Source organism: Mycobacterium sp. (assembly GCF_035640695.1).
Taxonomy (GTDB): domain Bacteria; phylum Actinomycetota; class Actinomycetes; order Mycobacteriales; family Mycobacteriaceae; genus Mycobacterium.
Window position 1 is genome coordinate 1 of the sequence record NZ_DASQVQ010000005.1, and the last position, 12090, is coordinate 12090.

Here is a 12090-nt window from a genome sequence, read left to right on the forward strand (position 1 = left end):
GCGTTGAGCGCGGGCATGCCGGTGACCGTCATCCCGATCGCGGCAAACGCCTCGACCGATGCGAAGTCGGTGCCTTGTCTGGGCAGGATCATGTGCTTGCTGTAGATGCACGGATCGCCCTGGATCTTGGTGATGTAGCAGCCCTGGACGTCCCAGTGCGGTTCGGTCTGCGGCGTCATCTGCCACTCGAGGTGCAGCTCGACGCGCGGGGTGCCGGCGACGGTTCCGACGTATCGGAAGGCGGCGGCGCCGACGGATCCGGCGGGCAGTTGGTACCAGCCGAGGTCGACATCGTTCTTGCACGCGCCGAGCTCGTGGTGGAAGGTCACCTCGTCGAGCTCGACGTCGAGGCAGTCGGCCATCATCCGCACGCCGTCCTCGAATACCCGGGTGCCCAACTCGAGCAGCCGCGGCACCTCGGGGTCATCGACCGGGCGCCCGAAGCCGCAGTTCGCCCATGTCGGCGCGGAATGGTGGCAGGACACGTCGACCGATTCGATGCAGGTGACGTTCTCGATGTCGGCGACGTCGGTGGAGTGCACGATCGTCAGGATCTGCGCCAGCCCGGGGTTCATGCCGGTGCCGTAGAACGTCGAGCCGCCGCGCTCGCAGGCCGCCCGCAGCACCTCGCTTTCGCGCCGCCCCGAGTTGTGGCGATGGTTGGCGTCGCGGTGGTGTCCGGTGACCCAGTCGGCGGTGGTCACCACGTTGATGCCGGCGGCGAGCACGCGCTCATAGAGCTCCAGGTCCGGCCACACCCCGTGGAACGTCACGCAATCCGGGTGAGCGGCGATGATTTCGTCGACGGTGCCCGTCGCCCACACGCCCATCGGTGGCATCCCGACGAGTTCGCCGACGTCTCGGCCGACCTTGCCGGGCGAGTAGCAGTGCACGCCGACCAATTCCAGGTCGGGATGTCTGCGGATCCGCCTCAACATCTCGGATCCGACGTTGCCGGTCGCTACCTGGAAGACGCGCACGGGATCAGCGTTGCGTGGCATAGCCGGCTAGCTTACGGCGGCATTCCAGCGTCGAAACGACCCGCCTCAGAAGACGACGGTCTGATTGCCGTGTCGGATGATGCGGTCCTCGCAGTGCCAGAGCACCGCGCGCGACAGCACCAGGCGCTCGACGTCGGCGCCGAGCCGGCGCAGATCGTCGACGCTGTGGCGGTGGTCCACCCGAACCACGTCCTGCTCGATGATCGGCCCCTCGTCAAGGGTCTCGGTGACGTAATGCGCGGTGGCGCCGACCAGTTTGACGCCGCGCTCCTTGGCCCGCCGGTACGGCGCTGCACCGATGAACGCCGGCAGGAACGAATGATGGATATTGATCAGCGGGCAGCCGACCTCCGCCAGGAATTGCGGAGTCAGCACCTGCATGTAACGGGCGAGAACCACCACGTCGACGTTGCCGCGCAACAGGTCCAGCTGCCGCCGCTCGGCCTCGGCGCGAATGTCCTTGCTGGCGGGCACATGCAGGAACGGCACGCGGAACGGGCGGACCTGCTCAGCCAGGTCGGGATGGTTGGCGATCACCATGACCACCGACATGTCGAGCTCACCGCGCCGGTTGCGCCACAACAGATCCAGCAGGCAGTGGTCTTCCTTCGACGCCATGATCGCGACCCGTTTGGGTTTGGCCGCTTCGGTGAGCCGGAAATCCATGTCGAACTTCGCCGCCACCCGCTCACCGAAGTCGCGCTCAAGGGCGTCGCGCGCCGCGGTCAACCCGGGCAGGTGAAAGATGGTGCGTTGCATGAACATTCCACCTTCTGGCTCGGTGGAATGCTGGTCCAGCGAGATGATGTTGGCGCCGGCCTCGGCCAAGAATGAGCTCACCGCCGCGACCAGGCCGTGCCGATCGGCGCAGCGCAACAACAGCCGGCCGACGTCCTTGTCCACGTCAGGTCCGGCCGGCATCCCTGTCACACTTCCTCACCGCGCTCACACTAACGCCGCCGCTGCGGTAGGGGCGCCCGTTAATCACACTTCGGGGTACCCAGGCGCGGCGTCAACGGCAAAACTGGGCACCGTGCCCCGCGACCACGGCGACCCCGGCGGTGCCCCGTCGGTGCCCCCGCCCCGCACGCCGGCCGAGAACCCCAGGCGCCCGTCGGCCGCGGAGGAAGCGCGGACGATCGCGGCGAGCACCAACACCGGAACACTGGCCAGCCTGACCGCCGACGGCGATCCGTGGGCGTCGTTGGTCACCTACGGTCTGCTCGACGGCGCGCCGGTGCTGTGCGTTTCGGACATGGCCGAGCACGGCCGCAACCTCGCCGGCGACCACCGGGCCAGCATCGCGATCGTCGGGCCGGCCACCGGCCCCGATCCGCTCGCCAGCGCACGCATCACGCTGGCCGGCGTGGTCGAACGGCCGGTCGGCGACGAGCTCGCCGCGGCGCGCGACGCCCACACGGCAGGGGTGCCGGCCGCCAGGTTCTACATCGACTACAGCGATTTCGCGCTGTGGGTGCTGCGCGTGCGCCGGGTGCGCTGGGTCGGCGGATACGGTCGCATGGACTCCGCCAGCGGGGAGGCGTACCTGGCCGCCGCGCCAGACCCCGTCGCACCGCACGCCGCCGCCGCGATCGCGCAGCTGAACGCCGACCACGCCGATTCCCTGCGCGCGATGGCCAAAGTTCTTGGCGGCTATCCGGACACGACGGAGGCCACCTGCACCGGCGCCGACCGCTACGGCCTGGACCTAAAGGTCGTCACGGTGCGCGGAGTGGCCTACGCCCGCGTCGGCTACGCGTCACCGATCGATTCGATCGACGAGCTGCGCGCCGCGACCGCGGAGTTGTCGCGCCGAGCGCGTCGGGGTTCAGCGGGGTGAGCGCGGATCACCACGGCGGCGGCGCGGCTCCCCGGCCGAAACCCCACGTCGACTGACCCAACCTGGGCTCCGGCCGAGCCGCCGCGGGTCGCCGGCGGAAATGCGTGGACAGCAGCGGCTCCGGGTCGGCGCCCTGGAACAGCGCCAGGCAGGGCGAGCTGAATTCACAGGACGAGCAGTGCGCGGCGGGAGTCGGATACACCGCCGGCGCGTCGATCATGTCGACGGCCTCCGCGCTCAGGACCGCGCCCACCGCGGCGATCTCGTCGCGGCCGCGGCGGATGCGGGTTCGGCGCAAGACGCCGGCGACGCGTTGCTCGATCGAGTCGACCGAGGCGCCGGGGCCGGCGGGCGGCGAAATCGCGGAGGCTCGTCGGTGCTGCGGGATCGACCGGCCGCCGCCGCTCGGCTCGTTCTGAGCGACGGCGTGGACCGTCGTCGCCGGGTGTGCGCCGGAAGGTACCTCGAGGGGGCCGTTGACGCGCACCTCGTTGTGGATCGTCCCGGCGATCTCCATGCTCATGTAGTCCCGCTCCCAGGCCCAACACGCGGCCACGGCCTCCTCGTCGCGGATCAACGATTCCAGGCGCTGCCAATCGTCGACCACCTGGTGACGGACCACCCAGTACTCGTCGGCGGAATCCACCGCCACCAGATCCACCCGACACGTGTAGATCACGGCAAAACCGTTGGGCGTCGATAACCCTCGCTCCGGGTCGCGTGGGTCGGGCACCAGCCCGTCCACGTCGTGATTGATCTTGACCGGAGCGAAGTCGTCGACGGTGCTCGCCCAGGCGTCGTAGCAGTCAACCAACGCCCTACCGGTTTCGAGCGCATCGGTGCCGGCGGCCTCCCCGAGGGACCGCTCGAGGGCCTTGTGCACCAGGGATTGCTTCAGGCCGTGCTGCCAGTCCCACGTGCCCGGGTAGTAGTAGACGGCGAGCGCATCCTTCAGCGACGCCGACATGGCCGCGGCCGGGATTTCGGCCGGCTCGAGGTCGCGGCGGTGCGGCGACGCGAAGTCCCACTGCCGCCGGCAGCGCTTGAACCTCGCGCGGTCGTCGGGAGTGATCCGATAGTCCACGATGCCGCCGACTCAGTGAGAGTGGGGCCAGGGCTCGTCGATCGGCCATCGGCACCGGTCCGCGCGGTCCGCCATCGACTCCAGCTCGGCGAGCAGATCGTCGAAGAATGCCCGCAGCCGTTCCGGATCGTCCAACGGCCAGGCGGCGGAAAACGACATCCACACCTCGGGCGCCGGTCGGTCCACCGGGGTGGTGTCGGTGACCGCGCCGCCGAGCATTCGCCAGTCGTAGTCGTCGCCGCAGCGCTCGAGGCGCACAACGTCATCGCGACCGGGGCGCGCGGCCACGATCGAGGCGAACAATTCTTGCCGGTTCATCTGGCGCCTCGCGGGTTCAGAATAGCGCTATGCCGACCGCGACGACGGCGTCATGCCAGCCAGAAGGCCCATCGCCGGATGCTCACCGTGACCACCGGCCCGTCCAACGCAACTCGTTGATATTGAATGTATTTGTCGCGCAGCAACGCATAGCCGGTGGCCATCTCCTCGCCGCGTTCATGAATTTGCGCGACCCCGTCCGCGCGCACCCACCACAGCTGCGACCAATCGTCCTCGTAGTGGTCGACGAGCATGGTGACCTGCGGATTGGCTTCGATGTTGGCTAACCGCCGCAGCCGTCGCGTCGACTTCCGCTTGGCATCGACCGCGGTGTAGACCACGTCCTCGTGGAGTGCGAAAACCACCGGCACCAGATGCGGCACGCCGTCGCGCGAGACGGTGGCAAGACCGGCGGCCGACGCCTGCGCGAAGCGGCTTTTGGCCTCGGATTCGTCCATCTCCTCAACTTAGGAGGATCTCCGATTCACGAGTCGCTGTTGCTCACAACAGTTTGTCCAATGTGATCGGCAGATCGGTGACTCGCCTGCCGGTCGCGTTGAACACCGCATTGGCGATCGCCGCGGGCACCCCGACGATGACCAGCTCGCCGAGGCCCTTCGCGCCGATCGGGTCGGCGATGGTGTCTTCGCCGTCGAGGAAGGTCGCGTCGAGCGCGGGCACGTCGGCATTGACCGGGACCAGGTAGTCGACAAGGTTCGCGTTGACCACGCGGCCGTCGCGGTGGTCGAGGTGGGTGCCCTCCAGCAGCGCCATCCCGATGCCGCCCACCATGCCGCCGATGGCCTGGCTGGTGGCCAGCTTCGGATTGACGACCCGGCCGGCGTCGTAGCAGCCGTGCAGCCGCCGGACGCGCACGGTGCCGAGCAATTCGTCGACCGCCACCTCCGCGAACACCGCGCCGTATGCGTACATCGAGAACCGTTTGTCGGCGTCGTCGGGCGAATAGGTCTGCTCGGCGTCCAGACTCGACAAGCCGCGGCGGCGAAGCAGCTCCTGATAGGTTTCGCCGCGGGCGGGATCGTCGACGCGGAACATCCGGCCGTCCGCCACCGACACCTGGTCCGGCCGCGATTCGTTCAACGGCGATTGCGGGTCGACGGCCGCGGTACGAATGAACTTGTCGCGCAGCATGTTTGCGGCCCCGAAGACCGCGGAACCGACGCTTGCCGTGGTCCTGGACCCGGAATGCGAGGGAGCCTTCGGGAAGCGGCTGTCGCCGAGCGCGAACCGAACCCGCTGCGCGGGCAGTCCGAGCGCGTCGGCGGCCACCTGCGTCATCGATGTGTAGGTGCCCGGACCCATGTCGCTGGTCCCGCTGCGCACATCGGCGGTGCCGTCGGCATTCAGCCGCGCCACAGCGGCGGCTTCGCTGCGGACGGTGTGATAGCCGGCGGCCGCCATGCCGATGCCGATCAGGTCGTTCCCGTCGTGCACCGAACGCGGGGTGGCAACGCGTCGCGACCAGCCGAAGGTCGCCGCGCCCCGGGCGAGGCACTCGGTCAGCCTGCGGGTCGAGAACGGTTTTCCGGTGGTCAGATCCCGGTCGGGTTCGTTGCGCAGCCGCAGCTCGATCGGATCCATCCCGAGCCGGTCGGCCAGGTCGTCCATGGCGGATTCGAGTGCGAATGTGCCCGGTGTCGCGCCCGGGCCGCGCATGTAGGTCGGCAGGTGGACATCAAGTGGCACAACACGATACGTCGAGCGCATGTTCGCGGCGTTGTAGAAGTACTTCGCCGGGCCGGAGATGGCGTCCTCGTAAAGTTGGTAGCGGGCGGTTTCGGTGTGTCCCTGGTGCACGATCGCGGCGATGCGGCCGGACCGATCGGCGCCGATCGCGACCCGCTGCCTGCTGGTCGGCCGGTATCCGATCGCGGTGTACATCTGCTTGCGCGTCAGCACGAGCTTGACGGGCCGTCGCAGCTGCCGCGCCGCAGCCGCAGCGAGCAACTGGTGCGGCCAGGTGCTGCCCGCGCTGCCGAAAGCGCCGCCGACGAACGGGGAGATCACCCGCACGTTGTCGACGGGAATGCCCAGCGCGTCGGCGTAGGCCGACTGCGAACCGCTGATGCTTTGCACCTTGTCCCAGACGGTGAGGCGGTCGCCGTCCCAGCTGGCGATCACCGACGGCAGCTCCATCGGGTTGTGGTTGTTTCGGGCGATGCGGTAGTCGAGGTCGGTGACCACTTGCGCCGCCCGCAGCGCGGCCTCGGGGTCACCGCGGACGTAGTCGGGCGTGTGGGGGGCAGTCTGGCGGGCCGCCTGCTGCGCATCGATGTCGGTGAGTTGCGGCGCAGCGGAGTAATGCACTTCGATGAGGGCAGCGCCCTGCGCGGCGGACTCCAGCGTGGACGCCAGCACGACCGCGACCGGCTGCCCGAAGAACGCGACCCGGCGCACGTCGAACGGCAGCTTCACGGCGCCGAAGTCGGTGAGTACCCGCAGCACACCCGGATGCTTGCGGGCGGTGACGGAATCGATGCGGTCGACGGTTCCGCGGGCGACCGTGCTGCAGACCGTTACCGCGTAGACGAGGTTCGGCATCGGGTTATCGGCGGCGTATTTCGCGGTACCGGTCACCTTCAGCCGACCGTCGACCCGGACAACCGGCTGCCCGACCAACGCTTCGGTCTGGCGGATCGGATAAGTCATCGCATGGCTGCCACGGTGGCGAGTTCGCGCTCAACGGTGCGTTTCACGAGTTCGACCTTGAAGCCGTTGCCGGACAACGGTTTCGCACCGTCTGCGGCGCGCATTGATGCGCTCTTGAACAGCCCGTCGCCAACGGGCCGGCCAACGAGTGCCTGTTCGACTGCGGGCAGTCGCCACGGAACCGTGGCGACGCCGCCGACCGCCACGCGGGCCGCCCGGACCGCCCCGCCGCCGATGTCCATCGCGACAGCCGCGGACGCCAGGGCGAACTCGTAAGATTGTCGGTCGCGGACTTTCAAGTAACCCGACCGGCGCATCTCCGGTCCGGTGGGAACCTCTACCGCCACGATCAACTCTGCCGGCCGCAGGTCATGTTCCTGGTCGGGGGTGTCCCCTGGCTGGCGGAAAAACCGCGCGACCGGTATCTGCCGCTCCCCGGTGGCGTCGCGGGCGATGACAACCGCGTCCAGCGCCACCAGCGCCACGGCGAGATCGGACGGATGTGTCGCGACACACCCGGCGCTGGTGCCCAGAATGGCGTGGGAACGGTTGACGCCGTTGATCGCCGAGCAGCCAGAGCCGGGATCGCGCCGGTTGCATGCGGCCGAGACGTCACGAAAGTACAGGCAGCGTGGTCGCTGCAGCAGATTGCCGCCGATGGAGGCCATGTTGCGCAGTTGTGCCGATGCGCTGTGCTCCAATGCCTGTGCGATGACTGGGAACTCGGTGCGCACGCCGGGATGGGCCGCCAGTTCGGACATCCGCACGAGAGAGCCGATTTTCAGCTTCGTAGGCCCCAGCTCGATTTGCCGGTACGGAAGCGCATTGATGTCGATGACCACGCTGGGCCGCTCGACGGTTTCGCGCATCAGGTCGACCAACGTGGTGCCGCCGGCGATGTAGCGGGCGCCCGGCCGCGCCGCCGCCAGAGCCGACTTCTCGTCGACCGCCTTGGTGAAGGTGAACGGCAACACGGCTATGTGGCCTTCGCGGCCTTCGCGATCGCGGTGACGATGTTGGTGTACGCGCCGCAGCGGCAGATGTTGCCGCTCATCCATTCCCGGATCTCGGCGGGAGAGCCGGCGTGCCCCTCCTTGATGCAGCCGACACCGGAGACGATCTGCCCCGACGTGCAATAGCCGCACTGGAACGCATCGTCGTCGATGAAGGCCTGCTGCAGCGGGTGCAGGCGGCCGTTGTCGGCCAGGCCCTCGATCGTGACGATGTCCGCGCCGTCGTGCATGACGGCCAGCGTCAGGCAGGAATTGATGCGTTGTCCGTTCACCAGGATCGTGCATGCGCCGCAGGCGCCTTGGTCGCAGCCCTTCTTGGTGCCGGTCAATCCGACGCGCTCGCGCAGCATGTCGAGCAGCGAAGTGCGGTTGTCGACTGCGACCTCGCGGGCCTCGCCGTTAATGCGCAAATGCACGACGTTCGCGCCGTGCTGTTGCCCTGCCTCGGTATCAGCGCATCCGGCCAGCAGCGGCCCGCTGGCCACTGCCGCGCCGGTCACTGCGATTGATGCCCCGACAAAAGTTCGGCGATTGAACTTTCCAGCGGTCTCGATGGAACCCTGCCGCGGCGGCCCAGCTTCACCCATCACGGCTACTGTAGAACTCGTTTCTGAGAGCGGGAAGGGCGGACACACAGCATGCCGTCGGCGTCGGCGTCGACGCGGGTGCCGAATCGCCTGCTCGCGTGGTCGAGCGTGGAGCGCAGCCATGCGGCGTCGGCACGCGACGCGCGCTCGAGCCGCATTCGGCGGGCCCGCATCGGTGCCATCCGAACGGCCATGAGCTCGCCGTCATCGTGGTCGATCGTGGCGAAATACAGCAGTCGCAGCTCGTCTCGGTACTCGGTATGACTTCTGATGCCTTCGTAGTCGTTGACGATGTCGCCGCAGCTGTACAGGATCAGTTTCCCGCGGTACACCTCGATCGGCCGCGGATGATGCGAAGAGTGCCCGTACACGACGTCGACGCCGGCGTCGATCAGGCGGTGCGCGAAGCGGCGCTGGCCCGACTCGGGCCGGTATCCCCAGTTGCCGCCCCAGTGCAGGGACACGACCGTGACATCGCCGGGCCGTTTTCCCGACAGCACGCGCTCGGCGAGCCCGGTGGCGCTCCGCTTGGACAGGTCGGGTACCAACGCGATGCCGGGACTGTCGGCGGTCGCGGCCCAACCACCCGGGATACCACTGGATTTCATGCCGGCGGCGACCGTGATGACGCGACCGCCGGGCACGTCAACGGCGACGGGGCGCTCGGCCTGTTCGACGGTTTCCCCGGCGCCCGCATGTGCGATTCCGGCGCGACCGAGGGTGCTCAGCGTGTCAGTGAGTCCGGCCTGCCCGAAGTCGAGGACGTGGTTGTTGGCCAGCACGCAGACGTCGGGTCGGATGGCGGTCAGGCACGCGACGTTGTCTGGGTGCATCCGGTAGTGCACTGCCTTGCCGGGCGCGAAAGCGCTATTGGGTGTGATGGCGGTTTCCAGGTTGAGTAGCCGGATTTGAGGCGCGACGTCGTCGAGCACCGCGATGGCGTCTCCCCACGGCCACCCGGGATCGACCGGTTTGGCGATCGGACCGTTGGCCTGTTCGGCGAGCGCAACGTAGGTGCGGGCGTCGTCGACGACCGGCTCGTGCAACGCGGGATCGCCGGGATGAGCAAGTATTTGGTCGATGCCGCGACCGGTCATCACATCGCCGCACAAAAAGACGGTCAGGCCGTCCACCGCCACGCACTCAAGTGTTCATGACGGTCATCACATTGCGCTGCCGCCATCGCGCGGCGCGGTAGCAGACGGGCCGGCCGGTAGCCCACCGGCGTCGCCACCGTGCTGGCGGTGGTGGTCTTGCCGTTCGTCGTGGGCCTCTTGGTCGTGCTGGTGGTCGGGCTGGTGGTCGGGCGCGCCGCCCATCATGCGCAGCATCGGCACGCCGCCGGTGGTCACGAATCGTGCTATCAGCGCCGCCGCGACCACGAGGAAGGCGATGTTAAGCCAGGTGGTGTAGTTCCACGAGATCCCGGCGTGCATCACTTTCGCATGGCGGTGAGTCGGGGTGAGACCGGCTGCGCCGAAAAGTAGTTCGACCAGATAGCCGGCCGCGACCATCGATGCGTAGAAGGTGCCAAGCAGGACCAGCATCATCTTGGTGCCGTAGTACTTGCGGTAGATGTTGAGGATCGGCAGGATCAGCAGGTCGGCGTAGATGAACGCGACGACCCCGCCGAAGCTGATGCCGCCGTTCCACAGCACCGCGGCAAGGGGCACGTTGCCGATCGAGCAGACGAACGACACCATCGACACGATCGGTCCGACGATCGGTCCCCACAGCGCCGACAGGGTCGGGTGGTCGGTGATGAAGAAATTTCGCCAGAACGCTTCGGGTACCCATGCCGCGATTGCGCCGGCGATCAGCAACCCCAGGATGATGTCGCGCAGGATTGCCGCCCATTCCATGACGAACACGTGCGATACCGAGGTGAACCCCTGCTTGGAGCAGAGTCGCCGCCAAAACGACCCGGGGCCTTGCACGGACATGTCCATCGCGGCGTGGCCCTCCATCGAGCCGGCGATGCCGCGATCGGCCTGCTCCCGCGCGGCGTCGATGAGCCGGGAGCGGACGAAGAGCCGAAACAGCAGCGCCAACACCACGATCATCAGTGGGCCGCCGATGAATTCGGCGGCGGTGAACTGCCAGCCCATCAGCAGGGCCAGGATGATGCCCATCTCTACGACGAGGTTGGTGGAGCCGATCTCGAAGACCATCGCGGCGGTGAAGTCGGCGCCCTTGCGGAACAGCGAGCGTGCCAAAGCCACCGCCGCATACGAGCACGATGAGGACGCGGCACCCAACCCGGCCGCGAGCGCCAGGGTGCGGGGCCGGTCGTCGCCGAGCAGCCGCACGATCGTCGACTTGCGCACCACCGCCTGCACCACCGCCGACAGTGCGAATCCGAGGATCAACGCCCACAGGATCTCCCAGGTCATCGATCCGGCCAGGGCAAGAGCGTGGCCGATCGCGCCGAGCACCTGGCCCACTACTGCCCCGCGGGTCGTTGGGCGGTGATGTAGCGCAGCAGCGGCACGTCGCCGCTACCGGTGACGGTGAAGCCGGCGGCGGAGATCAGCTCGCGCAACTCGTGAGAGATGTTCTGTGCCATGGCATGTCCGATCGCACCGCTGATGAGCGTCTTGAGGATCGGGATCGTTGGCGGGCGAACGTCGGCGATCAGCAGCCGGCCGCCCGGCCGCAGCACACGAAACGCTTCGCGCATCGCGTCGGCACGATGCTCGGTCGGGATGTGGTGAAACGCCAGACTGGACACCGCCAGATCAAACGACGCGTCGCCGAAAGGTAGCGCTTCGGCGCCCGCGGCCTGGAAGCTGCAGTTGGCCGGGCAGTGGCCGCTGGCGTAATCCAACATCGGTTGGGACGGATCGATCCCGACCACCGTGCCATCCGGAGTCACCACCGTTGAGAGCCGACGGGAGAAGTACCCGCTACCGCAGCCGATGTCCAATACCTTGTCACCGGGGCGAGCACCCGATGCCGCCACCAGCCGATCGAACACACGCCCTCGCTGCCCGAAAAACCAGGCGTTGGCGAACAGTTCGTAGGCGCGCGGACGAGTGATGACCCCACCCGAATCGTGATCGTGGTGGTGTCCGATCACAAGCTTCTGCGCCAGTCCCATGTCGGCCCCCTTCCATGTCGTCCGGTGAATCTCGCGTACAGATTGGTATACCCGGGTGGGGTATATATCGCAAGGGTCGGTATCGAGGGCCCGTTGGCGGCGTTGGTCAGCGCTTCGGCCACCGCGTAGGTCCTCGGGCGGCTTGCCGGCTTGACGGTGGAGCCGGTCCGCGCGTAGAGTGAATGTTCTATCTAGGATGAACGTTCAATCTACAGATCGGGGCTGACGTCCCCCATTTGGCGGCCTTCGTGGCTTTCGGGCTTGACGGCGCCAGGGGCATCGACGACAAGAGAGGTGACAGATGACACGCACAGGATCTGGCAGCGACGGTATTGGCGCGTGGGAGGCCACCCGGGAAGCGCGGATCGCGCGGCGCATCAAGGATCTGTGGGCCAACGACGCACAGTTTCGCGACGCAACCCCGCTGGCGGCGATCAGCGCGGCGCTGCGGCAACCCGGCATGCGGCTTCCGGAGGT

The 12090-nt window shown here is 67.8% G+C and carries 11 protein-coding genes and 1 pseudogene; 1 reads left to right on the plus strand and 11 read right to left on the minus strand.

Translation table 11 applies throughout. From position 1 onward, the window contains the following. Positions 1–1001, minus strand: a 1001-nt coding sequence (locus VE759_RS01230; protein ID WP_324927466.1) for a dihydrodipicolinate reductase, incomplete at its 3' end; no start/stop codon positions are given. Between the two features lie 45 nt (positions 1002–1046). After that, positions 1047–1922, minus strand: coding sequence for a formyltetrahydrofolate deformylase (gene purU, locus VE759_RS01235; RefSeq protein WP_324927467.1), 876 nt, complete (start codon positions 1920–1922; stop codon positions 1047–1049). A gap of 112 nt (positions 1923–2034) precedes the next feature. Here purU and VE759_RS01240 point away from each other — a divergent pair, with 112 nt between their 5' ends. After that, positions 2035–2841: a HugZ family protein gene (locus VE759_RS01240; protein WP_324927469.1), complete on the plus strand. Its 807-nt coding sequence runs from the start codon at positions 2035–2037 to the stop codon at positions 2839–2841. A 7-nt stretch (positions 2842–2848) separates the two neighbouring features. Here VE759_RS01240 and VE759_RS01245 read toward each other — a convergent pair whose 3' ends face one another. The 9 genes and pseudogenes from VE759_RS01245 to VE759_RS01285 form a co-directional block, all read right to left on the minus strand. Beyond that, a complete protein-coding gene (locus VE759_RS01245) occupies positions 2849–3925 on the minus strand; it encodes a hypothetical protein (protein ID WP_324927470.1) in 1077 nt (358 codons plus the stop codon). A 12-nt stretch (positions 3926–3937) separates the two neighbouring features. After that, positions 3938–4243, minus strand: a complete 306-nt coding sequence (locus tag VE759_RS01250; RefSeq protein ID WP_324927472.1) for a hypothetical protein — start codon at positions 4241–4243, stop codon at positions 3938–3940. Positions 4244–4293: 50 nt separating this feature from the next. Beyond that, on the minus strand, positions 4294–4701 hold the full coding sequence (locus VE759_RS01255) for a TIGR03668 family PPOX class F420-dependent oxidoreductase (protein WP_324927473.1): 408 nt from the start codon (positions 4699–4701) through the stop codon (positions 4294–4296). A gap of 43 nt (positions 4702–4744) precedes the next feature. Continuing rightward, positions 4745–6913, minus strand: a complete 2169-nt coding sequence (locus VE759_RS01260) for a xanthine dehydrogenase family protein molybdopterin-binding subunit (RefSeq protein ID WP_324927475.1) — start codon at positions 6911–6913, stop codon at positions 4745–4747. Then, positions 6910–7887 carry a xanthine dehydrogenase family protein subunit M gene (locus VE759_RS01265; protein WP_324927476.1) on the minus strand — a complete coding sequence of 326 codons (978 nt, stop codon included), beginning with the start codon at positions 7885–7887 and terminating at the stop codon, positions 6910–6912. The genes VE759_RS01260 and VE759_RS01265 overlap by 4 nt, the downstream gene beginning before the upstream one ends. 2 nt (positions 7888–7889) lie before the next feature. Continuing rightward, a complete protein-coding gene (locus VE759_RS01270) occupies positions 7890–8513 on the minus strand; it encodes a (2Fe-2S)-binding protein (RefSeq protein ID WP_324927478.1) in 624 nt (207 codons plus the stop codon). A 5-nt stretch (positions 8514–8518) separates the two neighbouring features. Beyond that, positions 8519–9652, minus strand: a complete 1134-nt coding sequence (locus VE759_RS01275; RefSeq protein WP_324927480.1) for a CapA family protein — start codon at positions 9650–9652, stop codon at positions 8519–8521. Positions 9653–9760: 108 nt separating this feature from the next. Continuing rightward, positions 9761–10957: pseudogene (locus VE759_RS01280) on the minus strand (permease); the annotation flags it as partial. Then, positions 10957–11613: a class I SAM-dependent methyltransferase gene (locus VE759_RS01285; protein WP_324927481.1), complete on the minus strand. Its 657-nt coding sequence runs from the start codon at positions 11611–11613 to the stop codon at positions 10957–10959. The pseudogene VE759_RS01280 and the gene VE759_RS01285, both read right to left, overlap by 1 nt. Positions 11614–12090: the final 477 nt, after the last annotated feature.

Excerpts from the sequence above, each read along its gene's own strand:
- purU (WP_324927467.1), bottom strand. The coding sequence starts at position 1,922 with ATGCCGGCCGGACCTGACGTGGACAAGGACGTCGGCCGGCTGTTGTTG.
- VE759_RS01250 (WP_324927472.1), bottom strand. The coding sequence starts at position 4,243 with ATGAACCGGCAAGAATTGTTCGCCTCGATCGTGGCCGCGCGCCCCGGT.
- VE759_RS01255 (WP_324927473.1), bottom strand. The coding sequence starts at position 4,701 with ATGGACGAATCCGAGGCCAAAAGCCGCTTCGCGCAGGCGTCGGCCGCC.
- VE759_RS01260 (WP_324927475.1), bottom strand. The coding sequence starts at position 6,913 with ATGACTTATCCGATCCGCCAGACCGAAGCGTTGGTCGGGCAGCCGGTT.
- VE759_RS01270 (WP_324927478.1), bottom strand. The coding sequence starts at position 8,513 with ATGGGTGAAGCTGGGCCGCCGCGGCAGGGTTCCATCGAGACCGCTGGA.
- VE759_RS01285 (WP_324927481.1), bottom strand. The coding sequence starts at position 11,613 with ATGGGACTGGCGCAGAAGCTTGTGATCGGACACCACCACGATCACGAT.